Consider the following 25,565-nt stretch of genomic DNA (forward strand, 5'->3'; position numbering starts at 1 on the left):
CATGAATCCGATTGTTGAAATGGACGCCGATGCGTTGTCCCGCGCCATCCACGGGCGACTGGTGTCCTGCCGTGAAGTGATGCAGGCGTATGTGGCGCAGATCGAACGCTTCAATCCACAGGTCAATGCGCTGGTATCCCTGCGCCCGGCCGAAGAATTGCTGGCAGAGGCCGACGCCTGCGACCGACAACTGGACCAGGGCCAGTCCCGGGGCTGGATGCACGGCATGCCGCAAGCGGTGAAGGACCTGGCGGCCACCGCCGGATTGCGCACGACCATGGGCTCGCCGCTGTTTGCCGAGCAAGTCCCGCAGCACGACGCCATCAGCGTGGCGCGGGTTCGCGACTGTGGCGCGATCATAATCGGCAAGTCCAACGTGCCGGAATTCGGCCTCGGTTCGCAGAGCTACAACAGTGTGTTCGGCACCACCACCAATGCCTACGATCCGTCGCTGGTTGCCGGCGGCAGCAGCGGCGGGGCGGCGGTGGCACTGGCGTTGCGCATGCTGCCAGTGGCCGACGGCAGTGACATGATGGGCTCGCTGCGCAACCCGGCGGCCTTCAACAATGTGTTCGGTTTTCGTCCGTCCCAAGGCCGCGTGCCCCACGGCCCGCAACCGGAGGTGTTTGTCCAGCAGCTGGCCACGGAAGGGCCGATGGGCCGCACCGTCACCGATGTCGCCCGGTTGCTCGGCACCCAGGCCGGGTACGACCCGCGCGTGCCGTTGTCGCTGACTCAGGACCCGGAGATTTTCCATCAGTCGCTGGCGCAGGATTTCAGCGAGGTCCGCCTGGGTTGGCTGGGCGACTACAACGGCTATCTGCCGATGGACCCTGGCGTGATGAGTCTGTGCGAGTCGGCGCTGCAGGACTTTACGGCCCTCGGGTGCAAGGTCGAAGCCTGCCAACCGGATTTCTCCATGGAGCGCCTGTGGCAGGCCTGGCTGGTGCACCGCCACTGGCTGGTGCAGGGCAGCCTCGGTAGCCTGTATGCCGACCCGCGCAAGCGCGAGCAACTCAAGCCGGAAGCCATTTGGGAAATCGAGGGTGGTATGCGCCTGACGGCGGCGGATGTCTATCAAGCCTCGGTCAGTCGCAGCGAGTGGTATCGCGCCTTGAACGAGTTGTTCGAACGTTACGATTTCCTGCTGTTGCCCACTGCGCAAGTGTTTCCTTTTGATGCACAAACCCCTTGGCCGCGCGTCGTCGGCGGGCAGAGCATGGACACCTATCACCGCTGGATGGAGGTGGTGATCGGACCCACCCTGGCCGGTTTGCCGAGCATGAACGTGCCGGTAGGATTCAACCCGGCCGGACTGCCGATGGGCCTGCAAATCATCGGCCCGGCTCAGGCTGATCGCGCGGTATTGCAACTGGCGTACGCCCACGAACAACTGACGCAATGGGTCACGCGCCGACCGCCTGGTTGTCTGCAAAATGCGTGAAAGCTGTGGGCAGGCCCACATCTTGCTGTGCTTTGTAAAAAAAGAGCAGCGATCATCCGATCCGGGCTCAGGGATATCGAATCCATGGGGAACAAGGCAGAAACCGGCAGCGTACGTTCCGTCGAGCGCGCCTTGGCGATCGTCGAGTTACTGGGCGAGCATCAGGCGCTGGGCCTGGAGGAGTTGCACTACTTGACCCGCCTGCCCAAGGCCACGGTGTCGCGCATGCTGCTGACCTTGCAGGAGCAAGGCTGGATCTACCGCGGCTTGAGCGACCGGCGTTACCGCTTGTGTGCCAAGCGCCTGTTCGGTGACAGTCGGCAGCGCTTCAAGCGGCGCCTGGTGGAAAACGCCGCGCCGCTGTTGCTGGCGTTGAGCGAGCGCACCGGGCTGGTGGCGGATCTGTCGTGCTTCGATGGCGAACGGGTGGAGGTGATGGAAAGTGCGATCCCGCAGGTTTTGCGCAAACGCTACCCCAACAACTGTCAGATCGTTGGCCAGCACGCCAGCCTGTTTCATTCGGCCATGGGCCGTGCCTGCCTCGGTGAACTGGAAAGTCATGAAGTGGAGCGCCTGGCCAGTCGTGAGCGACTGAGCGACGAATCGCTGTTCAGCGCCACCGAACAGGCGCTGCATCAAGGTTTCGGCCAGCGCACCGAAGGCTACTGGGAATACCCGGTGCGCCTGCCGTTCCTGATTCGCGCGGTGGCCTTGCCGATTCACACCGATGGTCGGCTGGTGGGCAGTATGGCGTTGCACTGGCCGATGGATCAGGCGCCGGTGGAACGGGTGCTGAGCCTGCACCTGAGCAGCCTCGCCGCCACCATTGGTGATGTGCAGCAGGCGATGGCTTGACCCTGCTTTTGTGGCGAGGGGATTTATCCCCGCTCGGCTGCGTAGCAGTCGTAATACCTGCGACGGCGGTCTGTCTGATAAAACGCATCGCCTGGTTTTGGGAGCGCTTCGCACTCCAACGGGGATAAATCCCCTCGCCACAGGAGATGCGGTGCACTCGAAGAAAGTTTGCAACCTGTGTCAGGGCAGTTAAGGTTCAGCACAGGTTTATCTGCCCCTAGAGTTTCTATGTTCAAGCGGTCTGTTTGCAAAACCCTCACCTGCCTGCTGTTGGCCGGCGCTTCGCTGTCGGCCCAGGCCAACTGGTATCTGGACGGGGAATCCTCGCGGCTGTCGTTCGTCAGCACCAAAAACGCCAATGTTTCCGAAGTGCAGCGCTTTTTGGTGTTGCACGGCAAAGTCGATCCCAGCGGCAAGGCCGAAGTCGAGGTCGAGCTGGAATCGGTCAACAGCGGTATTCCCTTGCGCGATGAACGCATGCGCAAGGATCTGTTCGAGATCGACAGGTTTTCCGAAGCCCTGATCACCACGCAAATCGACCTGCGTCCGATCAACGACCTTGCGCCCGGTGCGCAACTGGAGTTACGCCTGCCGCTGACCGTCGACTTGCATGGCAAGCAACACACCTACAACGCCGAACTGTTGGCCACTCGTCTGGATGACCGGCGCTTCCAGGTGGTGACTTTGGAACCGGTGGTGATCAATGCCGAAGACTTCGATCTGGCGCCCGGCCTGGAAGCGCTGCGCAAGGTCGCCGGCCTGTCGGCCATCAGTCTGTCGGTGCCGGTGGGTGCGGTGCTGATCTTCACGGCGCGTTGACATGGCCGGCCCGATCTTTCCCTGGCGTGAAGGCAATCGCTTCGAATTGCTGGTCGACGGTCCGCAATTCTTCCCACGCATGCTGGTGGCGATTGCCCGCGCCGAAGAACAGGTCGAGCTGGAGCTGTACCTGGTGGAGGCGGGCGCCTGCGCCGAAGCCATGGTTCAGGCACTGGTCCAGGCCGCCGAGCGCGGTGTACGGGTGCGCTGCCTTTTCGATGATTACGGCAGCCTCGCCTTTACCCTGACCCTGCGTCAGCGGCTCATGGCCGCCGGCGTCGAACTGCGCTTCTACAATCGTCTGAGCTGGCGGCGCTGGGTCGGCAATTTCTACCGCGATCACCGCAAGTTGCTGCTGGTGGATCAGAGCATGGCCGTGGTCGGTGGCACCGGTGTGACCGATGAATTCTGGACACCCAACGAAGACGTCAGCGAGTGGCACGAAGTGATGGTGGAAATCACCGGCCCGCTGGTGCTCGACTGGCAATTGCTGTTCGACCGCCAATGGATCGCCAACCGCCATCGTCGCGCCTGGCGACCGGCCTCGCATTTCGGTCTGCCGCGCCTGCCCCGCGTGCCGTCCACGGGCGAGGGCATGGGCCGGGTCGCCTATGCCGACGCCCGCCAGCACCGGGACATCCTGCAATCGCTGATTCGTGCGTTGAACAGCGGACAGAAGCGGATCTGGCTGGCTACCCCGTATTTCCTGCCGACCTGGAAAGTCCGTCGATCACTGCGCCGCGCGGCCTCCCGGGGTGTCGATGTGCGGCTGCTGTTGACCGGACCACGCACCGATCACCCTTCAGTGCGCTACGCCGGGCATCGCTACTACCCGCGATTGCTCAAGTCCGATGTACGGATTTTCGAGTACCAGCCGTGTTTCCTGCATTTGAAAATGGTCTTGATCGACGACTGGGTGAGCATTGGTTCGTGCAACTTCGATCACTGGAATTTGCGTTTCAATCTGGAGGCCAATCTTGAGGCGCTGGACCCTGGATTGACTCGTGACGTGGTGGCGAGCTTCGAGAAGGACTTCTCGCTGAGCCAGGAAGTCAGCCTGGAAGCGTGGCAGCGCCGGCCGCTGTGGAAGCGGGTCAAGCAGCGGGTGTGGGGGTGGGTGGATCGGCTGGTGGTCAATCTGCTGGATCGACGAGGATAGTGATCCAGATCGTTCCCACGCTCTGCGTGGGAATGCAGCCCGTGACGCTCCGCGTCACTGGACGCGGAGCGTCCCTTGAGGCGTTCCCACGCAGAGCGTGGGAACGATCAGTGCACGGGGATTAGAGCAACTCGAAGCTCTGCTGCGTCACATCCTGGGAGTCCAGGCCGATCTGCACGTTGAACTTGCCCGGTTCCGCCGCGTACTTGAGCTGGGTGTTGTAGAACTTCAGGTCGTCCTCGGTGATGGTGAAGTGCACGACTTTTTGTTCACCCGCCTTGAGCATGATTTTCTGGAAATTCTTCAGCTCCTTGAGCGGGCGGATCATCGAGCCGGTCACGTCCTGGATGTACAACTGCACCACGGTTTCGCCATCGCGCTTGCCGGTGTTCTTCAGCACCACGCTGGCATCGAGCTTGCCGGTCTTGTTCAGGGTGGTCGACGACAGGGCCATGTCGCTCAGGCTGAAATCGGTGTAGCTCAAGCCGAAACCGAACGGAAACAGTGGGCCGGTGGTGTCATCGAAGTACTGCGAGGTGTAGTTGCCCGGCTTGCCCGGTGTGAATGGCCGGCCAATGCTCAGGTGGTTGTAATAAGTCGGAATCTGCCCCACCGAACGCGGGATGGTGATCGGCAGTTTGCCCGATGGGTTGTAATCGCCAAACAGCACGTCGGCAATGGCGTTGCCACCTTCGGTACCGCTGAACCAGGTTTCCAGGATCGCGTCGGCCTGCTCCTTCTCCTGAAGAATCGACAGCGGACGGCCGTTCATCAGCACCAGCACCAGCGGTTTGCCGGTGGCTTTCAGGGCGCGGATCAACTCCCGCTGGTTTTCCGGGATGTTCAGGTCGGTGCGGCTCGACGACTCGTGGGACATGCCACGGGACTCGCCCACAGCGGCCACCACCACATCGGCATCCTTGGCGGCTTTCACCGCTTCATCGATCAGTACTTGCGCCGAGCGCGGATCATCCACCACTTCCGGGGCATCGAAGTTGAGGAAGTTCAGGTAATCCAGCGCCTTCTTGTCGCTGGTGATGTTGGCGCCACGGGCATAGATCAGCGTCGATTGCGCACCGAGTGCGGTGGTCATGCCATCGAACAGGGTCACCGACTGCGCAGGGCGACCGTTGGCGGCCCAACTGCCCATCATGTCGATCGGCGCCTTGGCCAACGGACCGACCAGGACGATCTTCGCGGTTTTCTTCAGCGGCAGGGTTTCGCTCTGGTTTTTCAGCAACACCAGGGTGCGGCGCGCGACGTCGCGGGCCTCGGCGCGGTGCAGGCGGCTGTCGGCGTTGGTGTCGGCCGGGTCATCCTCGGCCTTGCCGATGCGCAGGTACGGGTCCTTGAACAGGCCCATGTCGTACTTGGCGTCGAGCACCGCGCGCACGGCGTTGTCGATGTCGCTCTGCTCGATCTCGCCAGCCTTCAACAGCCCTGGCAGTTCCTTGCCGTAGAGCGTGTCGTTCATGCTCATGTGGATGCCGGCCTTGATCGCCAGCTTCGCGGCTTCGCGACCGTCAGCGGCGACGCCGTGCTTGATCAGCTCGAAAATCGCTCCGTGGTCGCTGACCGCCAGGCCCTTGAAGCCCCATTCCTTGCGCAACAGGTCGTTCATCAGCCAGGTGTTGGCGGTGGCCGGCACGCCGTTGATCGAGTTCAGCGCGACCATTACCCCGCCAGCGCCGGCGTCAATCGCGGCGCGGTACGGCGGCAGGTAGTCCTGGTACATCTTGACCGGGCTCATGTCGACCACGTTGTAATCGCGACCGCCCTCGACCGCGCCATACAGGGCGAAATGCTTGACGCTGGCCATGATGCTGTCGGCCGCGTTCGCGCCGGTGCCCTGGAACGCCTTGACCATCACCCCGGCAATGCGTGACACCAGGTAGGTGTCTTCACCAAAGCCTTCGGATGTACGGCCCCAGCGTGGGTCGCGGGAGATGTCGACCATTGGCGCGAAGGTCAAGTCAATGCTGTCCGACGCGGCTTCCTTGGCGGCGATGCGCCCGGACAGGCCGATGGCGTCCATGTCCCAGCTCGAGGCCAGGGCCAGCGGGATCGGGAAAATGGTGCGGTGGCCGTGGATCACGTCGTAGGCGAAAAACATCGGGATCTTCAACCGGCTGCGCATTGCCGCATCCTGCATCGGACGGTTTTCCGGGCGGGTGATCGAGTTGAACGTACCGCCGATGTTGCCCGCCGCGATTTCCTTGCGAATCAGCTCCCGGGGCATTTCCGGGCCGATACTGATCAGGCGCAACTGGCCGATTTTTTCATCCAGGGTCATCTGCTTCATCAGGTTGCTGACGAAGGCGTCCTTGTTCTCCAGAGGTGCGGGCGTCGTGGCGGCCAGTACGTTATGACTGGCCAGGCTGACGAACAGGCCCAGCAAACACAGCTTATTCATGAATAGTTTTCTCAAGGGCCCAAGCGGCGATGTACACGCCGGCCAGCCAAAATTTAGGGAGCGACTATTGTTGTTCGGGTGCTGACTCAAAAAGCGCCAGCCGAAAACGGCAGTCGAACGCCGGATACGGCTTTTGCGCAGGGCTTCTTTTAGCCCATTTGTCCCGACGCAATCCAGTGCCGCGCCGATTATGCCCGAAGAGCCGGCCGAGAGGGTCGCCGGTTGATTTTCCATGAAATGTGAAGGGAGCATCACTCTGATGAATGTACGACAGTCTTACCGGTCGAGCCTGCAAGTCGCCACGTTGCTCATGCTGGCCACGCTGCTGACCGCCTGCGGCATCAACAACATCCCGACCCTCGATGAACAGGCCAAGGCTGCCTGGGGTCAGGTGCAGAACCAGTATCAGCGCCGTGCCGACCTGATTCCCAACCTGGTGGAAACCGTCAAGGGCTATGCCGCGCATGAAAAGGAAACCCTGACTGCGGTGATCGAGGCCCGGGCCAAGGCCACCTCGATCCAGGTTGACGCCTCCACGCTCGATAACCCGGAAAAACTCAAGCAGTACCAACAGGCCCAGGATCAACTCAGCGGCGCCTTGAGCCGCCTGATGGTGGTGTCCGAGCGCTATCCGGACCTGAAGGCCAACCAGAACTTCCTGGCCCTGCAATCGCAGCTTGAAGGCACCGAGAACCGAATCAGCGTGGCCCGACGCGACTTCATCCTGGCGGTGCAGAAATACAACACCGAAATCCGCACGTTCCCCGGTCGCCTGTGGCACAGCGTGATGTACAGCAACCTGCCGGAACGCGAGACCTTCGAGGCCACGCCGGGGTCGGAGAAGCCACCCGAGGTTAAATTCTGATCGCTGCGTCACCACGGACGAGGTAGCCCATGCGCGTGTTGAAAGCTGGCCTGGTGTTGTTGCTGTGGGTGTTTGCCCTGGCGGTCCAGGCCCAATTGAAGTTCCCGGAGCTGACCGGGCGGGTGGTGGATAACGCCCAGATGATCGAGCCATCGGTGCGCGAGCAGCTGGTGCAGCAGTTGCAGGCCCATGAAAAGGTCACGGGTGAGCAGCTGGTGGTGGTTACGCTTGCGGACTTGCAGGGCGCCGACATCGCCGATTTCGGCTATCAACTGGGCCGCTACTGGGGCATTGGCCAGAAAGACAAGAACAACGGCGCGTTACTGATTGTTGCCCGCGATGAGCGCAAACTGCGCATCGAAGTCGGCTACGGCCTGGAAGATCGCCTGACCGACGCCCAGAGTTCGGTGATCATCAATCAGGTCATCACCCCGGCGTTCAAGGCGGGTAATTACAGCAAAGGCATCAGCGACGGGGTAGCGGCGATGCTGGTGGTACTGGGCGGCAATCCCCTGGACGAACCCTCGACGGTCTATGAGTCCAGCGGCGATCCGAGTGATGATTTCATGTCGCGGCACCCTGGGGTATTCGTGTTCCTGGTGTTGTTGTTCATCCTGACAGTATTTGTTTGCCAGATGCTCGGTATCCTTCCTGCCGGTCGTGGCGGCTCCGGTGGTTCCGGTGGCGGTTTTGGTGGCGGTGGTTTCGGCGGCGGTGGCGGTGGGGGCTTCAGCGGTGGAGGGGGCAGTTTCGGTGGCGGTGGCTCATCGGGCGGCTGGTGATGACATAGCAGATAAAAACTATAGCGAGCAGGCATTCAACCACATGGCATTACTGACTGAACACGAACAACGCAAGGTCGCCGAGGCGATTGCTCGGGTGGAGCGCGACACCGACGCGGAACTGGTCACCGTGCTCGCGGCTCGCGCCGACGACTATGTGTACATCCCGCTGCTCTGGGCCAGCCTGCTGGCACTGGTGCTACCGGGGATCGTGCATTACCTGACCGGCTGGCTGACCTTGCACAGCCTGCTGCTGGTGCAATGGATCACCTTCATCGTGCTGTGCCTGGTATTGCGCATACCGAAAATCACCACACGCCTGATTCCCCGTTCGGTGCGTCACTGGCGCGCCTCGAACCTGGCGCGCCGGCAATTCCTGGAGCAGAACCTGCACCACACGGTGGGCAGCACCGGCATCCTGATTTTCGTCTCTGAAGCCGAGCGCTATGTGGAAATCCTGGTGGATGAGGGTATTTCCAGTCGGCTGGACAACAGCAATTGGGATGCGATCGTCGAGGCGTTCACCCGGCAGGTGCGACAGGGCCAGACGTTGCAGGGCTTTGTCGCCTGCGTCGAGGCGTGCGGCGAATTGCTCAAGGTGCACGTTCCGGTGACGCATGTGCGCAACGAGCTGCCAAACCGCCTGGTGGTGCTCGGCTAGTGCTGTTCGGACGAACACTTTTGTAACGCTTGGCGGTACAACTTCGGCAAGTTGTTTGGCTTCTGTTCAGTCTTCAACATCTCCCTCCAATAGCGAGCGCCCTGTAACGGGCGTTCTGACGTAGAGGGAGTACTTATGTCAACGCATCTACCGCTCGACTCTTTTGTCGGTGCCGCGCCCGACGGCGAGGGAAATGTACCGTCGGTACATCTGACGGCGAAAGAAATACAAGCCTTAATGTGGTGCTTCAGAGGCAAGACTTCCTGGGAAATCGCCAGGATTCAGAATTGCTCGCCAACCACGATCAACTTCCACTTTTCCAATATTCGCCGCAAGTTTGCTGTCAGGTCCCGTCATGCCGCCTTGCTCAAAGCCATTGAGTCGGGAGTCATTGTCATCGACAGCGTCGATGAGCGAGGTGCCCATGAGCCTGACTGATTCCGCCTACAACAGTATCAGCGGACTCCTGCTGGGATTGGGGATCGCGACACTGCCTTCGATTGATGGCGAAGCGCTGTTCGGTGCATCGCTCGGCGCGTGGCTGGTCACGACCACTCGTGTTGACTTCAAGGCCTGGCAGCGTATCGGCTCCTGGTTGCTGTCGGCAGGCGTTGGCTATCTGTTTACCCCCGTCGCGCTGCCGCTGGCGCCTTTCCTGACCGCTGGGGTGACGGCATTTCTGTGTGCGCTGATCATTATTCCCATCAGCGTCAAGGTCATGCAGTGGGTCGATGGCGCTGGCCTGGGTGAAATCATTGAGCGCCTCAAGGGACGAGGCTGATGGGTATTAACTTGTCATCATTAAGTGCTGTAGCAACATCGCCGGTGTGACGTGCCTTCAAGTAAACAGCATATGACATTATGTTTCGTTCGACTGTTGAAGTGTCGACAGAATAGACGCCATCTCTGAAAGTTTGAGTTCCATTTCACGCAGGCGGCGTTTTTCCTCCAAGACATTTTGTATGGCGCAGCGATCTTCTTCACTGAGCAATCGCCACATCGCGAGAATTGTGTTTTCCCGGGTAGCTGTTTCCTGGTTGTGTTCAATGGCATTGGCAGCAGCGCTGTGGCGCAAGACCGGTCCTTCACCCAGCAACAACCAGTCGAGTGAAATGCCGCGCGATTGAGCGATTTCTACGCATAATGAGTATGGTGTGCTGTCGCGACCCTTCCAGCTGCTGAGGGTCTGTGGGCTGACTTGTAGCGCCGAAGACAAAGAAGCATCGCTTTTTGTGCCAGTAATTTGCTTTAGTCGCGCTAAAACAGCCTGAGATTTTTTGCTACGCAATTTGAGCCTCTTCCTTTTGACACATGCTTTTTGAGTGCTTAATGTATGCGCAATGAGTAGTATTTTTATTGTGAGTAATCAATCGTTAACTATGAGTCAGATGAATAAGATGTCGAAACTTCCTAATGGTAGCAGGGTGATTTCCTACATGTTTGGTTCTTACCCATTACGCCGGTGTTCGTTGCACTTTCTTTTTTCGGGTGGGCGTTACTTGCAGTGCCGGGTTGCAGCGATCATCGCTTCCAGCAGTATTGCGTTTGATTATGGCGATTACCACCCGATGTATAGCGGGATCCAGGCATGAGTACTTACAAAATGGTGTGTCCGCACTGCTTGAACCGGATGCGAATCCGAACCAGCGAGGGGCGGCATATTTTCCTGCGGGTGGCCTACTTGCAATGCACGTCGGAAGCCTGCGGCTGGTCGGTTCGGGCCGAGTTCGAAATGACTCACGAACTCTCTCCCAGTGGAATGCCCAACCCCGCCGTGCGCTTGCCTTTCGCCGGGCCCGACTTGCGGCACGCCGCCCGGCCGGTTGCGCCAAGTGAACCGACGACGTCGGCGCCGCTGGAGTCATGAACATGAGCGCAATGGTTGAAGACGAGGAGTTGAACGAGCAATTGTTGGCCGTTGCCCAGGCATTTCTGGCCCGTCATGAAAGCGATGCGGTCGTTGATGACCAAGTGCTGTTCTGTCGCGCCGTAAAGCACTTGCAAGGGATTGATGTGCCGATGCACCTGGCGGAGCGACTGGTCAGCCACGCCTATGGGGAGCTCAAGTCCTGCAACGATCGACGACGCCTGGACATCGGCGCAAGCTCCGAAACCGTCGCTGTCATCACTGACCCGGCCAATGGCCTGACGTGGGCCGTACCGGTGGGATTGATCGTCAGATATGTGATCAATTCACCGAGCAATCGCAAACTTCGGCTGGTGCAGCCCTGAGGTATCGGTGAATACAAAGCGGGTCTGGGGGGCATTACCGGGCCTGCGAAAAATAACCCCGTGCCCAAAACCCGCATCCCCCCTAAAATACCGGGCATTCTCCGATTCGCATTGCCCGAGGCCGTTTTTTCCATGTCCGTCATCGCCACACCCGCCAGCCTCGCGCCGGACCATCACGCCCAGTTCATCGACCTGCTGCAATCGAGCCTGGAGCAGAACGCCTTCATCAAGCTGGTGCTGGCCAAGTACGCTGGCGATGAAGCGGACCTGCAGCGGATCATCATCAAGCCGGTGACGGTCAAGGCGCAGTCTTGTCTGTCCTTCGTCTATCGGTACAAGACCCGCGACATCACCAAGAACTTGCCATTGGCCGAAGGGGTGGCGGTCATCAAAGGCTTGTTGCCGGCATCGTTCAAGAATGCGCATTTGTTGTCATTGAACGATGAAACCCAGCTCGAATACAGCAAAAAGGGCAAGTCTTCGCTGTTCAAGAGCAAACCCCAGCAATTGCGCGAAGTGCCGTCCGCCGGGCACAACCGCGAGAAAAACCGCTTTCTCGATCTGCACCGGCCGTTTCTCGCCGACCTGGGTGTCACCAACAAGCAGCATGAATTGATCCCGGCGATGTCGCGCAAGTGGAAGCAGATCAACAAGTTCATCGAAGTCTTCAGCCATGCGCTGACCTCGTCGCCACTGGCGCTGGACAGCCCGGTTCGCGTGGCAGACTTCGGGTCCGGCAAGGGTTACCTGACTTTTGCGATCCATGACTATCTGCGCAATACCTTGAAGGCCGAAGCGCAAGTGACCGGCGTCGAGCTGCGTGAAGACATGGTCACCCTGTGCAACAGCGCCGCGGCAAAGCTTGAGCATCCAGGGTTGGTCTTCAAGTGCGGTGATGTGCGCAGCGTGGCACCGAGCGAGCTGGATGTGATGATCGCGTTGCATGCCTGCGACATCGCCACGGACTATGCGATTCACACCGGCATTCGTTCCGGTGCCTCGATCATCATGTGCTCACCGTGCTGTCACAAACAGATTCGCCTGCAAATCCAGAGCCCGGCATTACTCAAGCCGATGCTGCAATACGGCTTGCACCTGGGACAGCAGGCGGAAATGGTGACCGACAGCTTGCGTGCACTGTTCCTTGAAGCCTGCGGCTACGAGACCAAGGTGTTCGAGTTCATCTCGCTGGACCACACCAACAAGAACAAGATGATTCTGGCGGTCAAGCGTGCCGAGCCGGTAGATCCGGCCCAACTGTTGGCGAAGATCCAGGAACTCAAGGCGTTCTACCACATCACCGAGCATTGCCTGGAAACCCTGTTGCGGGCTGACGGTTACCTCTAGACCCCGCCTGAATTTACGCCGTGGCAATACGTGCGGGCTTGACCGCCGTCTTGCGTCCCAGCACGACGGTCAGGATCACCCCGCCGGCAAACAGCCAGGTAATCGGCTCGACGTGTTCGCCAAAGAACAGCGCCGAAAAGCCGATGGTGAAGAAAATCTGCAGCAGCTGGATCTGGCTGACCCGGGCAATGCCACCGATGGCCAGCCCGGCATACCAGGCAAAGAACCCGATGAATTGCGAAAACAGCGAGACGTAGCCGAAGGCCCACCAGGTCTTGGTCGAAATCTCGCCCTGATGTTGCAACCCAAGGTACAGCACCGGCCCGACCAGCAGCGGCGTCGACAGCACCAGTGCCCAGCAGATCACTTGCCAGCCGCCCATTTCCTTGGCCAATCGGCCACCCTCGGCGTACCCCAGGCCGCCCACCGCAATTGCGCCGAGCATCAACAGGTCACCCGCCTGGATGCTGCCGGCCCCGCTGATCAGCGCGTAACCGAGCACCAGCGCACTGCCCAGCGCGGCGCAGGCCCAGAAGGCTTTCGACGGGCGTTCGTGGGACAGCCACGCGGCGTAAAGCGCCACGCACAGTGGCTGCAAGCCATTGACCAGTGCGCCATGGGACGCCGGCAAGGTTTGCATGGCCCAGGCCGACAGCACCGGAAACCCGAGGATCACCCCGGCAATGACCAGCGTCAGGCCTTTGACCTGCTTCCAGGTTGGCCATTTCTCACGCCGCCACAACAACAGCAACGCCGCGGGAATCGCCGCGAACAGCGCCCGGCCCAGGCCGTTGAGCAGTGGATGCATTTCCTGCACGACAATGCGTGTGAAAGGCAGGGTGAGGCTGAAGATCACAACGCCGAGAAGGCCCAGGGCCATGCCGGTGTTTTCGCGGGTGGACATGATGGCAACCAGAATCTTGGGGGATGGGAGGTGCCTTCATCTAGCCATAAACCATTGTTTTTGGCGCTTACAGCTGGACACAGAATTATCCGTACAGTTCAAGGACGCCTTCGCGGGCAAGCCATGCTCCTACAGGTATCGCATCGGTTTTGGAGAACGGCGCAGGACCTGTAGGAGCATGGCTTGCCCGCGATGAACGATAACGCGGTCCATCAGGTAGTAGCCGGTTGTTACCCGACCGGCCGGATAAGGACTACCTTGAATACTCCTGCATGCCCATGCATTTCCCAGAGGAGTCCTCCCCATGGCGGCGAAAAAAATTCTGATGCTGGTCGGCGATTACGTCGAAGACTATGAAGTGATGGTGCCGTTCCAGGCCCTGCTGATGGTCGGTCACACGGTGCATGCCGTCTGCCCGGACAAGAGCGCCGGCCAGACCGTGCGCACCGCTATCCATGACTTCGAAGGCGACCAGACCTACAGCGAAAAACCCGGTCACCTGTTTGCCCTGAACTTCGATTTTGCCAAAGTTAAAGAGGCGGATTACGACGCAGTGCTGATCCCGGGTGGTCGTGCGCCGGAGTACTTGCGGTTGAACGAAAAAGTCCTGGAACTGGTGCGCGACTTCGACAAGGCCGGCAAGCCGATCGCCGCCGTGTGCCATGGTGCACAATTGTTGGCCGCCGCCGGGATACTCGAGGGGCGTGAATGCAGCGCCTACCCGGCCTGTGCGCCAGAAGTGCGCTTGGCGGGCGGTACGTTTATCGATATCCCGGTGACGGATGGCCATGTTCAAGGCAATCTGGCGACGGCACCGGCCTGGCCTGCCCACCCGAGTTGGCTCGCCGGTTTTCTCGGCTTGCTGGGCACCAAAATCACGCTGTAACGGGAGACCCGTCCATGTGCGAGCTGTACGTCAAAGCCGATCCGATTCTCTACGAATCGCGCTCCCGCTCGCTGCGCATCTGCGGGGTGGTCACCACCCTGCGGTTGGAGAATCAGTTTTGGGACATCCTCAGCGAAATCGCCGAGACCGACGGCATGACCACCAATCAGCTGGTTGCCAAGCTGTATGAAGAGGTCATGGACTACCGCGGCGAGGTGGTCAATTTTGCCTCGTTCCTGCGGGTGAGTTGTACGCGGTATCTGAGTCAGCGGCGGACTCAGGCGCCGGAGTTGTCGGTGGTGCGGGCGGTGGTGAAGTAGACAGAGTTGTATAGAGCCGCACAGGCGACAAAAATACCGGCCTGGTCTTTACTCTGAAGCGCGCAACCTCTCAATCGCCAAGGAGAAAGAGCATGTCCGGATGGTACGAAGTGAGCAAGAGCAGCAGCGGTCAGTTCAGGTTTGTGCTGAAGGCGGCGAATGCCGAAACCATTCTGACCAGCGAGTTGTACACCACCCGCGCCGCGGCCGACAAAGGCATAGCGTCGGTCCAGGCCAACAGCCCGCTCGATGAGCGCTACGAGAAGAAAACCACCAAGGATGGGCATCCTTATTTCAACCTCAAGGCGGGTAACCACGAGATTATCGGCAGCAGCGAGTCCTATTCCTCCGATGCCACCATGGAGAAAGGCATTGGCAGTGTGAAGGCGAACGGCCCGACCAAGGTGATCAAGGACAAGACCCTGCCGGTGCTTTGAACACATCTTTCAAATACAGCACAAATCCCTGTGGGTGCGAGCTTGCTCGCGATGGCGGTCTTACAGTCAACATTGAAGCTGAATGTTATGGCCTCATCGCGAGCAAGCTCGCTCCCACAGGGAATAGGTGCTGTCCCAAGGTCAGCGCAGGGTTTTCAACAAGCCTTGCAGTTGACTGACACCAGCGTCATCCAACGGAAACACCGGCAACCGCGGATCACCCACCTCCAGCCCGGTTTGGCGCAAACCAGCCTTGATCGTCGCCGGCAAACCACCCTTGAGAATGAAGTCCAGCAACGGCAACTGGCGATAGAACAGTTCACGTGCCTTGTTCAGGTCGTTGGCCAGCACGGCGTCGTACAGGTCGAGATTGAGCTGCGGGATCAGGTTCGGCGCTGCTGTGCACCAGCCTTTTGCCCCGGCCGCGAAGGCTTCCAGCGCCAGCGGGTTGCAACCGTTGTAGAAGGGCACCTGACCTTCGCCCAGGCGATACAGTTGATGCATGCGCTGGATGTCGCCGGTGCTCTCCTTGACCATGGTCACGTTTTCCACGCCGTCGACGATGCGCAGGATCAGGTCCACCGACATGTCGGTGCCGCTTGTGGCCGGGTTGTTGTAGAGCATGATCGGCACGCCAATGCTGTCGCCGATGGCGCGGTAGTGCGCGAGGATTTGCGTTTCGCTGAGTTTCCAGTACGACGTCGGCAGCACCATCACCACGTCGGCGCCATGAGCTTCGGCGAAACGGGCGCGACGGACCGCTTTGGCGGTGGTCAGGTCGGACACGCTGACGATGGTCGGCACACGCTTGGCCACGTGCCTGATGCTGAACTCGGCGACCTGGTCCCACTCCGCGTCGCTCAGGTAAGCGCCTTCGCCAGTACTGCCCAGTGGCGCGATGGAATGCACGCCGCCGTCGATCAAGCGATCGATGGAGCGCCCGAGCGCGTCAAGATCAACACCCTCGCCGTTGGCGGTGAATGGGGTGATGGTGTAGCCGATGATGCCGTGAATGTTTGCGGTGGACATGGTGTCTCTCCGTTCAAAAAAGGTCTGGGGTTCAGTTCAGGCAATCGGCGTGTCGACGCAGGTTCTGCCGGGCGTAGTAGTTGAAAGCGGCGGCGTGACGCTTGGGCCGGGCAATCCAGTCATGGGCTTCACGGCCCAGCTCCGGAATGATCGGCTTGATGGTTCCGGCGCTCATCGCCAGCAGCTGTAATCTGGCGGCGCGTTCGATCAGTTGGGCGATCACACAGGCCTCCTCGATGGTGGTGCCGGTGGACAACTGGCCGTGGTGGGAAAGCAGGATCGCCCGCTTGTCGCCCAGCGCGCCGGCAATCAATTCGCCTTCTTCATTACCCACCGGTACACCGGGCCAGCCTTCGAGAAATGCGCAGTCGTCATAGAGCGGGCAGAGGTCCATGTGGGAAATCTGCAGCGGCACTTCCAGCATCGACAACGCCGCGACGTGAGTCGGGTGGGTGTGAATGATGCAGTTCACATCCGGGCGGGCGCGGTACACCCAGCTGTGGAAGCGGTTGGCCGGGTTGGGCATGCCGTGGCCTTCGAGCACGTCCAGGTCTTCGTTGACCAGCAGCAGGTTGCCTGCGGTGATTTCGTCGAAACCCAGGCCCAGTTGTTGAGTGTAATAGGTGCCAGGCTGCGGGCCGCGGGCGGTGATTTGCCCGGCCAGGCCAGAGTCATGGCCATTCTCGAACAGAATGCGGCAGGTCAGGGCCAGCTTTTGCCGGTCGGTCCACGTATTATCCGCGAGGGTGTTTTGCATCTGGCTCAGCGCTTGCTTGACCAGTTGATCTTTGGGCAGTGCTAATGTCGTGGCCATATCGGTGTCCTCTTTGGCTGGGTCATGCATATGACACGAAAGATGCTATATGACACTTTGTGTCATTAGCAAGGACAATTCGTCACCTCCTTTATGGATTAATCGCTCTAAATGTCTATCCGTTTGAAATTATTGAGAAAAAAACTTGGCGTGACCCTTGAGGCGTTGGCGGAAAAATCCGGCATGACCAAGAGTTATCTGTCAAAAGTCGAACGCGGCCTGAACACGCCGTCGATTGCGGCCGCATTGAAACTGGCCAAGGCACTGAACGTGAAGGTCGAGGAGCTTTTTTCTGAAGACAAGGTCAGCCTCGACAGCTACAGCCTGGTGCGTAGCCATGAGCGCCAGCCACTGGGTGCCAGCGACGACAACCCGGGTTACGCGGTGCTGGCCCATCAGGTCAGCGAACGCAGCTTGCTGCCGTTCATCATCTATCCGCCGACAGAATTTACCGACAAAGCCTTCAAGGAACACTTGGGCGAAGAGTTTCTGTTCGTCCACGAGGGCCAGGTTGAAGTGGATTTCGTCAACGAACGCGTGCTGCTCAGCCGTGGCGATGCGCTGCACTTCAACTCACAGAAACCGCACCGGATCCGCTCAGTGGGCGAGGTGCAGGCGCAGTTGTTGGTGGTGGTGCATAGCGCTGAAGAATGAGTTGACCCTAAAAGCTTCGCGAGCAGGCTCGCTCCCACAGGAGGAATGCATTCCATTGTGGGAGCGAGCCTGCTCGCGAAGGCGTCAGCTCGAACAACACTAAACTTCGACGGGAACCGCCAATTTCGGGCTACCCAACGCATGGGTCTTCGAATCAAAAAACCGCAACTCAACCCCAGTCCCCTCGAACACCTTCGCGTAATGCCGCTTCTGATGCTGGATGAACGCCTTGCTGCGCGGATAAATCGAGATTGCCACGACCTTCGGTTTCGCCAGGCGCAAGGCATGCACGATATGGCTGTCCTGCTCACCCAATGCATGCCCGAAAATGCACAAGCCGTCACCATGGCCGAGCAACTGGTCGTAGCAGAACGACAGGTAATCCGAACTGCGGATGGTCTTGAGCTTGTCCGCGCTCGGCCCTTCGTTGATGAACAACGGCACCTCGTCGAGGGTCTTGATCGTGTTGTTGATGGCGAAACTGCCCAGTAACGTGCCTTCGGTCGACATCAGTTTGCGCGCCGTGCCGTCCTGATTGCGCACTAGGTGCAGACCGCCGTGCAGGTAGAGCAAGCGGGTTTTGTCGGTGGCGGTAACGCTCAGGTCGAAGGCCGGTTCAGAACCCTGGAACAGATCGGTGATCGCCTCGGGTTGCTGCTGGATCGCCCAGTAATTGAGCAAGTCGTAGTTGGTGGTGAACACCGTGCGATAGCGGCCCAGTTCCTGACTGATCGTCCCAAGGCTCGACGCCTCGACCAACCGCCACGGGATGTGTACCCCATGCACGGTGTTGATCAGCGCTTCCTTGATCGCGTAGTAGCGGTTTCGCGGTGCGGCGGAGCTGACGGCCAGGGCCTTGTTAACCCGGCTGGTGGTTTTCAAAGCGCTGAGCACCTGCTCGAAACTGCGTGTTTGCAGCGCCTCGAACACGCTCAGTTCGGACGGGCTGAGGGGTTTTTCTTCGACGGTGCGGGCGTTTTCGAACAGCGAGTCGTAACCGAAGTCGTCCCACACCGCACGGCTGGCCCCATTACCCACCAGCAGACCGTCGAACGCAGCGCTGCTGCGCAAGACGTTCCAGTCTTCAAGTTGGGAATCGACATCCTGGAAATCGGTCATTGCGGTGGTCGTCTCGAAGCAAAAGGTCTAATGGGCGGCGACTCTATCATGGTCGGGCGTTGAGCCTGGCCAGCATCACGCAGATCATCGCGCCCAAGGCCAGCAAGGTGCAAAGCAGCGATAGCGGCCATGCCTGCTGACCAGCGATCAGGCTAGCAATCCCGCCAATTGCGGCAGCCATCAGTTGATGGATGAAACCACTCAGCGCCATCGCATAAGCACCGCCGACCGGCGCACCGTCGTTGGCCAGGGACAGACTGATGGGATAGTTAAGTGACTGGCCGAATACTGCAACGCAGTAGGGTAGCCAGAACAGAAGCGCAATTGAGGTGCCCGCGACGCTCCCCAGCAGCATCACCGCGCTTCCAGTCAGCACCAATCCCACACCGATCTTCATCAGCCAATGTCGGCCGGTGCGAAGTACCAGGTTATTTACCCCCAGAGCTCCTAGAAAATACGCCGCGCTGATGGGCCAGCCCAATAACCCGTACTCCACGGGCGACCAATTGAATGGCCCTTGCAGAATCAGTGGTGCTGCGGTGTTGAAGGCAATGATTACCCCGTATCCCAACCCCCCGGCCAGCGCGGGCAACAGAAAGTCCCGATGACACAGAATTTGCCAGTAGCTCAGCCAAGTGGATGACCTGGCATTTTCCTCAACTCGTGGCGCAAAGGTAATTCGCGCGACGACCACCGCCATCGCAAGACTCACACCTCCCAATAGAAAGAAAATTGCTTGCCAGCCCAATGCCACCTGAATGATCGAACCGAGGTACTGGCCGATACCCAGCGCGACCACAAAGGAAATCGACAGCCAGGACAACGCCTTGGCCAGCAGGTCACCGCTGAAGCTGTCGCGGATCAACACCCGGGCCATTACCGAAATGCCGCTGGCACCAACGCCTGTAAGCAGGCGCAGGACCAGAAACGATTCCAGGTTCGAGCCCAAGGGCAAGGCGAGATTTCCCAGACCAAACACACCCAATGCCGCAAGCAACACCGGTTTGCGGCCGATATGCTGGGCGAGACTGCCCCAGAACAGCATCGGCAGCGCCATACCGATCAGATACACCGCTAGCCCCCAAGACAACTGTGACGCTTCGGCAGCCAGTTCATGGGCGATTTCCGGTAACGCCGACAGGTAGATGCTCATGCCAAGTTGCGCAAGAAAAACCGTGCAGCAGGTAACGAGGAGGGTGGTGTGTTTTTTCATTGAGCCGTCCCTGGTTTTTTTAGCAGTCGACATCTTCGCCGTGAGTACGCAAAAGCTCGGTGACTAGCTTACAGAAGCCCAGACTACAGAGGACGAGGCGGCCATTTGAATTAGCTGATTCTGGCAAAGCTGTGTGTTACAGGAGGTATATGTGTAGGACGATTATGTTCGGTGCCGTGTCAGGTTAAACACAAACCGGGCTATCCTGCCGTCTCAGTCGACCCTCACGTCATCGAGCCCTCCATGCTGCAAAAAAGCCTGATCCGCCGTCTCGACCTGATCACCCTGCAACTTTTTGTCGCTGTCCATGAAGAGGGCACGCTCACCCGTGCCGCCGCGCGTGAAGCGATTGCGGTGTCGGCGGCGAGCAAGCGTTTGATGGAGCTGGAGGAAGCGCTGGGTATCAGCTTGTTCGTGCGCCAGGCCAAAGGCATGACGTTGACGCCGGCGGGTGAAACGTTGCTGCACCACGCTCGGCAGATGTTGTTCAACGTCGAGAAAATGGGCCTGGAGCTGGGCGAGCACAGCCACGGTGTGCGGGGCTATGTGCGGATGCTCGCCAATCTGTCGGCAATCATTCAGTTCCTGCCCGAAGACTTGCGGGATTTTTCCGAGCGTCACCCGCAGGTCAAGACCGATCTCGAGGAACGGCCCAGCGCCGGGGTGATCCAGGGCGTTCTGGATGGCGTGGCGGATCTCGGAATCTGCTCCATCGACAGCGACATCAAGGGCCTGCGCAGCGTGCTGTATCGCCAGGACAAACTGGTGGTGTTGATGCCCCCACACCATCCGTTGGCGGGCCGTTCGAGCCTGGCGTTTGCCGACACCCTGGACAGCGATTACGTCGGCCTGCACGCCGCCAGTTCGATCAACATGCGCACCCACGCGGCGGCGCGTGAGGCCGGCAAGGTCTTGCGGGTGCGTATCCATGTACCGGGATTCGACGCCATGTGCCGCATGGTCCAGGCCAACATGGGCATCGGCGTCCTGCCGCAGCGGGCCTATGAATTGTTCGGTCGGGCCTTGGGGCTGACGGCCGTGCCGTTGACCGATGAGTGGTCGGATCGCGCCTTGATCCTGGTGGTGCGTGATGAGGCGTTGCTGTCGCCGGTGAGCCGGATGTTGTTTGAGCATTTGCATGGGGCGGTCTGACAATTCTCTATTGATTGGACCGGCCTCTTCGCGAGCAGGCTCGCTCCCACATTTGGACTGCATTTCCCTGTGGGAGCGAGCCTGCTCGCGAAGGCATACCTGAGGTCGCGGAGTATTCATTGCCGGCCGTTCGCGTTTCGCGAACGCTCGTTGCCAACTGAAGGTTGGATTCCCAAGCCTCCTGTCCTCTAGCCTTGGACCCATATTCCAAGAACAAGAGGTACCCCGCGATGACTGCCCCCTTAAGTGCAATCAAAGTGATCGAGATCGGCACGCTGATCGCCGCGCCGTTCGCCGCGCGCATGCTCGCCGAGTTCGGCGCCGAGGTGATCAAGATCGAAGCCATGGGCCAGGGCGATCCCCTGCGTAAATGGCGCAAGCTGCACGAAGGCACCTCGCTGTGGTGGTACCTGCAATCGCGCAACAAGAAGTCCCTGGCGCTGAACCTCAAATCCGCCGAAGGCATCGAACTGGTCAAGCAACTGGCGACCAGCGCCGACGTGCTGATCGAAAACCTGCGTCCCGGCGCACTGGAAAAACTCGGCCTCGGTTGGGACGTGCTGCATGCCCTCAACCCCAACCTGACGCTGGTACGGATTTCCGGTTACGGCCAGACCGGTCCGTACCGCGACCGTCCGGGTTTCGGTGCCATTGGCGAGGCCATGGGCGGCATCCGCTACACCACCGGCACCCCCGGTTCGCCACCGGCGCGGGTTGGCGTCAGCCTTGGCGATTCCCTGGCATCGCTGCACGCAGTGATCGGCGCGCTGATGTCGCTGCTGCGGGTCAAGACCGGGCAGGGCGGTGGGCAAATCGTCGATGTGTCGCTGGCCGAAAGCGTGTTCAACGTCATGGAAAGCCTGGTGCCGGAATACGACATGCTCGGCCATGTGCGTGAGCGCAGCGGCGGTGCCTTGCCGGGCATCGCACCTTCCAACACTTACCTCACGGCCGATGGCGCCTACGTGGTGATTGCCGGCAACAGCGATCCGATCTACAAGCGACTGATGCAAACCATTGGCCGCCAGGATCTGGCCGAAGCCCCCGAGTTCGCCCATAACGACGGGCGTGCGGCCAAGAGCGGCCTGCTCGATGCGGCGATCACCCACTGGACCAGCAGCCTGCCGATCGACGACGTACTGGCGGCGCTGGAAGCCGCCGAAGTGCCGGCCGGACGCATCTATTCGGTAGCCGACATCGTTGCCGATCCGCATTATCAGGCGCGGGACATGCTGCTCAGTGCCGAACTGCCGGGTGGCGCCACGGTGAAGATGCCGGGCATCGTGCCGAAACTCTCGGAGACACCCGGTGGCGTCAACTGGTCGGGGCCGGGACTGGGCCAGCACACCGACGGCATCCTCGCGCAGCTTGGTCTTACGCTGGCGGACATCGAACGCCTGAAAGTCGAAGGAGTGGTGCAATGATCACTGATTATTCCGAGCGCCTGATCGTTCAGGAAGTCTCCCCGCGCGACGGCTTGCAGATCGAGCCGACCTGGGTTGAAACCGTCGACAAGATCGCGCTGATCGATCAACTGTCGCTGGCCGGGTTCAGCCGTATCGAGGCCGGGTCGTTCGTGTCACCCAAGGCCATTCCCGCGTTGCGCGACGGTGAGCTGGTGTTCAAGGGCATCGCCCGCCAACCGGGAGTGATCTACGTCGCGTTGATCCCCAACCTGAAGGGCGCGCAACGGGCGCTGGCCTGCAGTGCCGATGAACTGAACCTGGTGATGTCCGCCAGCCAGACCCACAACCTGGCGAACATGCGCATGCGCTGCGAAGACTCGTTGGCCGCCTTCGGCGAGATCGTGGCGTTTGTGCACGGCACACCGGTGCGTCTCAACGCCAGCATTGCCACCACCTTTGGTTGCCCGTTCGAAGGCAAGATTGATGAGGACCGGGTACTGCAAATCGTCGAGGCCTATCAAGAGCTCGGCATCCAGGGCATCACCCTGGCCGATACCACAGGCATGGCCAATCCGCGGCAGGTCGACCGGTTGGTGCGACGGGTGTTGCAACGGGTATCGCCAGCGGACCTGACCCTGCATTTCCACAACACCCGTGGTCTGGGTTTGTGCAATGTGCTGGCCGCCTACGAGGCCGGTGCCCGGCGTTTCGACGCGGCACTCGGCGGCCTCGGCGGTTGCCCGTTTGCACCGGGTGCCTCTGGCAATATCTGCACCGAAGACCTGGTCAATCTGTGCGATGAAGTCGGGATTACCACCGGCATCGACTTGCCGCTGTTGCTCAAGCTGTCCCGAGGATTGCCGGCGCTGCTCGGCCACGAAGTGCCGGGCCAGTTGGCCAAGGCCGGGCGCAATTGCGACCTGCACCCCGTGCCCTCCTGACCACATCCAAACCCCCTGTGGGAGCGAGCTTGCTCGCGATGAGGCCAGCCCATTCAACATTTATGGTGACTGTCACACCGCTATCGCGAGCAAGCTCGCTCCCACAGTAAAAGCTCTCACACCGAGCACCTTAACCAGACAACAAAAACAATCGGACACCCCAAGGGAAGTCCGCCTGGAGAACCGCAATGAGCCTGAATGCACTGGAGGTCGGCGCGAGCCCGGCCGTTAGCCACGATGAAGAAAAAGCCTTGGTCAGCAAGGTCGCCTGGCGGTTGATGCCGCTGATCATGGTCTGCTACCTGTTCGCGTTTTTCGACCGCATCAACATCAGCTTCGCCAAGTTTCAGCTGCAGACCGACCTGAGCCTGAGCGACACCGCTTATGGCCTCGGCGCCGGGTTGTTCGTGGTCGGTTATGTGATTTTCGAAGTGCCGAGCAACATGATGCTGTACAAGGTCGGCGCCCGTCGCTGGATCGCCCGGATCATGATGTCCTGGGGCGTGGCCACGGCGTTGATGGTGTTCGTCAACAGCGAATGGCAGTTCTACACCTTGCGTTTCGTGATTGGCGCAATGGAGGCGGGTTTTGCGCCAGGCGTGTTGTATTACCTGACGCTGTGGTTCCCGCAGCACTACCGCGGGCGCATCACGTCGATGCTGTTTTTGTCGTCGGCCTTTGCCGGTCTGGTCGGTGCGCCGTTTTCCGGGCTGGTGTTGCAACACCTGGATGGTTTCCTGCAAATGCGCGGCTGGCACTGGTTGTTCCTGCTTGGCGGTGTGCCTTGCATCGGCCTCGGCTTGCTGGTGTTGACCTCGCTCAAGGACCGCATCGAAGACGCCCATTGGCTTACGCCGTCGGAGAAGACCCTGCTGGCCAGTCGCATTGCGCACCATGAGCCGCACAAGAGTGGCGGCTCGCTGCTCGCCGCCTTGCGGATTCCGGGCTTCCTGACCCTCGGCCTGATCTACTTCCTGATTCAGGTGGCGTCCTACGGCCTGAATTTCTGGGCACCACAACTGATCCGCAGCGCGGGTACCGAGAGCCCGGTGATGATCGGACTGTTGACGGCCATTCCGTACATCTGCGGCGCCATCAGCATGGTGGTGATCGGGCGCTTGTCCGATGCTTCTGGCGAGCGACGCAAGTTTGTCGCCGGTCTGGTCGCCGTTGGCGCGATTGGTTTCTTCTGTGCCGGGATCTTCGCTAACCACACGACCTTCCTGATCGTCGCATTGGGCTTGCTAGGTGCCGGCATCATCGCCTCCATCCCGAGCTTCTGGACCCTGCCGCCGAAACTGCTGGCCGGTGCCGGCGCGGGTGCGGCGGGCGGGATCGCGGTGATCAACACTCTGGGGCAGTTCGGTGGCATCGTCAGCCCGGTCATGGTCGGACGGATCAAGGACCTGACCGGCAGCACCACGCCAGCGCTGTACGTCATTGGTGTCTGCGCGCTGATCGCTGTTGCGCTGCTGTTGTGGGGCTTGCCGCAGAAGCTGCGCACGTTAGACAAGTTTTAAAAGATCGCAGCCTTCGGCAGCTCCTACAAGGACCACGCATCCCTGTAGGAGCTGCCGGAGGCTGCGATCTTTTGATCTTCAAGTATTTGCTGCAATTGCTTTTCCTGCAGTGTCACCGAACTGAATCAACACCACACCGCCGATCAACAACACCGCCCCAGCCAATCGCGGCAAGGTGATTTGCCGCTCCACCAACCCAAACCACCCAAAGTGATCGAGCAACAGCGAAGCCACCACTTGCCCAGCCAGCGCCAATGCCATAAACCCCGAAGCGCCAAGCTTGGGCAGCAGAACCAACGCCAACGAAATAAAACACACCCCAAACGCACCACCAGCCCACATCCACAGCGGCGCCTTTCCGATGAACGCCAACGACGGCAACGGCAAACGCATCGCCAGCATGATCGGCAACAACACCAGAATGCTTACCACCAATGAAGCGAGGGTTGCCCACAACGGATGACCCAGGCCGCGCCCCAGATTGACATTGATCGCGCTCTGAAACGGCACCACCGCACCGGCGAACGCGGCAAGCAGCAACAGACCCGCCCAATGCAACGTACTCATATTCATTCTCCAACAAGTTTTGCTGG

General features: G+C 60.1%; 28 protein-coding genes. 20 read left to right on the forward strand and 8 right to left on the reverse strand.

What is annotated here, in order from left to right; translation table 11 throughout:
• Position 1 precedes the first annotated feature (1 nt).
• From ACA054_RS06895 to ACA054_RS06910, 4 genes are all read left to right on the forward strand, one after another.
• Positions 2–1,444, forward strand: coding sequence for an amidase (locus tag ACA054_RS06895; protein ID WP_497688729.1), 1,443 nt, complete (start codon positions 2–4; stop codon positions 1,442–1,444).
• An 84-nt stretch (positions 1,445–1,528) separates the two neighbouring features.
• On the forward strand, positions 1,529–2,299 hold the full coding sequence (locus tag ACA054_RS06900; RefSeq protein ID WP_497688730.1) for an IclR family transcriptional regulator: 771 nt from the start codon (positions 1,529–1,531) through the stop codon (positions 2,297–2,299).
• Between the two features lie 228 nt (positions 2,300–2,527).
• Positions 2,528–3,118 (forward strand): YceI family protein, encoded by a 591-nt coding sequence (locus tag ACA054_RS06905; protein ID WP_497688731.1) that lies wholly within the window; start codon positions 2,528–2,530, stop codon positions 3,116–3,118.
• Between the two features lies 1 nt (position 3,119).
• Complete coding sequence (locus tag ACA054_RS06910; protein ID WP_497688732.1) at positions 3,120–4,277, forward strand: phospholipase D-like domain-containing protein; 1,158 nt, start codon at positions 3,120–3,122, stop codon at positions 4,275–4,277.
• A gap of 121 nt (positions 4,278–4,398) precedes the next feature.
• Here ACA054_RS06910 and bglX read toward each other — a convergent pair whose 3' ends face one another.
• Entirely contained in the window at positions 4,399–6,690 is a 2,292-nt protein-coding gene (gene bglX / locus ACA054_RS06915) for a beta-glucosidase BglX (RefSeq protein ID WP_497688733.1), read from the reverse strand.
• A gap of 259 nt (positions 6,691–6,949) precedes the next feature.
• Between bglX and ACA054_RS06920 the strand changes: the two genes are divergently transcribed.
• From ACA054_RS06920 to ACA054_RS06940, 5 genes are all read left to right on the forward strand, one after another.
• Positions 6,950–7,555 carry a LemA family protein gene (locus tag ACA054_RS06920; protein ID WP_497688734.1) on the forward strand — a complete coding sequence of 202 codons (606 nt, stop codon included), beginning with the start codon at positions 6,950–6,952 and terminating at the stop codon, positions 7,553–7,555.
• Between the two features lie 29 nt (positions 7,556–7,584).
• Entirely contained in the window at positions 7,585–8,337 is a 753-nt protein-coding gene (locus ACA054_RS06925; protein WP_497688735.1) for a TPM domain-containing protein, read from the forward strand.
• Positions 8,338–8,380: 43 nt separating this feature from the next.
• A complete protein-coding gene (locus ACA054_RS06930; protein ID WP_497688736.1) occupies positions 8,381–8,998 on the forward strand; it encodes a TPM domain-containing protein in 618 nt (205 codons plus the stop codon).
• A 135-nt stretch (positions 8,999–9,133) separates the two neighbouring features.
• Positions 9,134–9,436 carry a helix-turn-helix domain-containing protein gene (locus tag ACA054_RS06935; RefSeq protein ID WP_497688737.1) on the forward strand — a complete coding sequence of 101 codons (303 nt, stop codon included), beginning with the start codon at positions 9,134–9,136 and terminating at the stop codon, positions 9,434–9,436.
• Positions 9,423–9,779, forward strand: a complete 357-nt coding sequence (locus ACA054_RS06940; protein ID WP_497688738.1) for a putative holin — start codon at positions 9,423–9,425, stop codon at positions 9,777–9,779. Before ACA054_RS06935 ends, ACA054_RS06940 begins: the two co-directional genes overlap by 14 nt.
• Positions 9,780–9,857: 78 nt before the next feature.
• Here the strand turns inward: ACA054_RS06940 and ACA054_RS06945 are convergent, their stop codons facing one another.
• Complete coding sequence (locus ACA054_RS06945) at positions 9,858–10,286, reverse strand: helix-turn-helix domain-containing protein (protein WP_497688739.1); 429 nt, start codon at positions 10,284–10,286, stop codon at positions 9,858–9,860.
• 300 nt (positions 10,287–10,586) lie between these two features.
• Here ACA054_RS06945 and ACA054_RS06950 point away from each other — a divergent pair, with 300 nt between their 5' ends.
• From ACA054_RS06950 to ACA054_RS06960, 3 genes are all read left to right on the forward strand, one after another.
• A complete protein-coding gene (locus ACA054_RS06950; protein WP_497688740.1) occupies positions 10,587–10,865 on the forward strand; it encodes an Ogr/Delta-like zinc finger protein in 279 nt (92 codons plus the stop codon).
• Between the two features lie 2 nt (positions 10,866–10,867).
• A complete protein-coding gene (locus ACA054_RS06955) occupies positions 10,868–11,230 on the forward strand; it encodes a hypothetical protein (protein WP_497688741.1) in 363 nt (120 codons plus the stop codon).
• Between the two features lie 132 nt (positions 11,231–11,362).
• The gene (locus ACA054_RS06960) at positions 11,363–12,577 is read left to right on the forward strand and encodes a class I SAM-dependent methyltransferase (RefSeq protein WP_497688742.1); all 1,215 of its coding nucleotides are present in this window, start codon (positions 11,363–11,365) and stop codon (positions 12,575–12,577) included.
• Between the two features lie 13 nt (positions 12,578–12,590).
• On the opposite strand, the gene ACA054_RS06965 is transcribed toward ACA054_RS06960, so the two are convergent.
• Complete coding sequence (locus ACA054_RS06965) at positions 12,591–13,481, reverse strand: DMT family transporter (protein WP_497688743.1); 891 nt, start codon at positions 13,479–13,481, stop codon at positions 12,591–12,593.
• A gap of 304 nt (positions 13,482–13,785) precedes the next feature.
• Between ACA054_RS06965 and ACA054_RS06970 the strand changes: the two genes are divergently transcribed.
• The 3 genes from ACA054_RS06970 (at position 13,786) to ACA054_RS06980 (ending at position 15,124) form a co-directional block, all read left to right on the forward strand.
• Positions 13,786–14,367 (forward strand): DJ-1/PfpI family protein, encoded by a 582-nt coding sequence (locus ACA054_RS06970; protein ID WP_497688744.1) that lies wholly within the window; start codon positions 13,786–13,788, stop codon positions 14,365–14,367.
• A 14-nt stretch (positions 14,368–14,381) separates the two neighbouring features.
• Entirely contained in the window at positions 14,382–14,687 is a 306-nt protein-coding gene (locus tag ACA054_RS06975) for a ribbon-helix-helix domain-containing protein (protein ID WP_497688745.1), read from the forward strand.
• A gap of 92 nt (positions 14,688–14,779) precedes the next feature.
• Positions 14,780–15,124 (forward strand): YegP family protein, encoded by a 345-nt coding sequence (locus ACA054_RS06980; protein WP_497688746.1) that lies wholly within the window; start codon positions 14,780–14,782, stop codon positions 15,122–15,124.
• A 141-nt stretch (positions 15,125–15,265) separates the two neighbouring features.
• Here ACA054_RS06980 and ACA054_RS06985 read toward each other — a convergent pair whose 3' ends face one another.
• On the reverse strand, positions 15,266–16,153 hold the full coding sequence (locus ACA054_RS06985; protein ID WP_497688747.1) for a dihydrodipicolinate synthase family protein: 888 nt from the start codon (positions 16,151–16,153) through the stop codon (positions 15,266–15,268).
• A 31-nt stretch (positions 16,154–16,184) separates the two neighbouring features.
• Positions 16,185–16,967, reverse strand: a complete 783-nt coding sequence (locus ACA054_RS06990; RefSeq protein WP_497688748.1) for an aldolase — start codon at positions 16,965–16,967, stop codon at positions 16,185–16,187.
• A 111-nt stretch (positions 16,968–17,078) separates the two neighbouring features.
• Here ACA054_RS06990 and ACA054_RS06995 point away from each other — a divergent pair, with 111 nt between their 5' ends.
• Positions 17,079–17,621, forward strand: coding sequence for a helix-turn-helix domain-containing protein (locus ACA054_RS06995; RefSeq protein WP_497638397.1), 543 nt, complete (start codon positions 17,079–17,081; stop codon positions 17,619–17,621).
• Between the two features lie 99 nt (positions 17,622–17,720).
• On the opposite strand, the gene ACA054_RS07000 is transcribed toward ACA054_RS06995, so the two are convergent.
• Positions 17,721–18,740, reverse strand: coding sequence for a DUF4917 family protein (locus tag ACA054_RS07000; RefSeq protein ID WP_497688749.1), 1,020 nt, complete (start codon positions 18,738–18,740; stop codon positions 17,721–17,723).
• Between the two features lie 46 nt (positions 18,741–18,786).
• Positions 18,787–19,953, reverse strand: a complete 1,167-nt coding sequence (locus ACA054_RS07005) for an MFS transporter (RefSeq protein WP_497688750.1) — start codon at positions 19,951–19,953, stop codon at positions 18,787–18,789.
• A gap of 243 nt (positions 19,954–20,196) precedes the next feature.
• Here ACA054_RS07005 and ACA054_RS07010 point away from each other — a divergent pair, with 243 nt between their 5' ends.
• The 4 genes from ACA054_RS07010 to ACA054_RS07025 all read left to right on the forward strand — a co-directional run bounded on the left by ACA054_RS07010 (position 20,197) and on the right by ACA054_RS07025 (position 24,972).
• Entirely contained in the window at positions 20,197–21,105 is a 909-nt protein-coding gene (locus ACA054_RS07010; protein ID WP_497688751.1) for a LysR family transcriptional regulator, read from the forward strand.
• A 230-nt stretch (positions 21,106–21,335) separates the two neighbouring features.
• Complete coding sequence (locus ACA054_RS07015) at positions 21,336–22,529, forward strand: CaiB/BaiF CoA transferase family protein (RefSeq protein ID WP_497688752.1); 1,194 nt, start codon at positions 21,336–21,338, stop codon at positions 22,527–22,529.
• Entirely contained in the window at positions 22,526–23,452 is a 927-nt protein-coding gene (locus tag ACA054_RS07020) for a hydroxymethylglutaryl-CoA lyase (RefSeq protein ID WP_497688753.1), read from the forward strand. Before ACA054_RS07015 ends, ACA054_RS07020 begins: the two co-directional genes overlap by 4 nt.
• 188 nt (positions 23,453–23,640) lie before the next feature.
• The gene (locus tag ACA054_RS07025; protein WP_497688754.1) at positions 23,641–24,972 is read left to right on the forward strand and encodes an MFS transporter; all 1,332 of its coding nucleotides are present in this window, start codon (positions 23,641–23,643) and stop codon (positions 24,970–24,972) included.
• Between the two features lie 78 nt (positions 24,973–25,050).
• Here the strand turns inward: ACA054_RS07025 and ACA054_RS07030 are convergent, their stop codons facing one another.
• Complete coding sequence (locus ACA054_RS07030; protein ID WP_497688755.1) at positions 25,051–25,539, reverse strand: DMT family transporter; 489 nt, start codon at positions 25,537–25,539, stop codon at positions 25,051–25,053.
• Positions 25,540–25,565 lie beyond the last annotated feature (26 nt).

The sequence above is a fragment of the Pseudomonas sp. LBUM1653 genome (assembly GCF_059716115.1).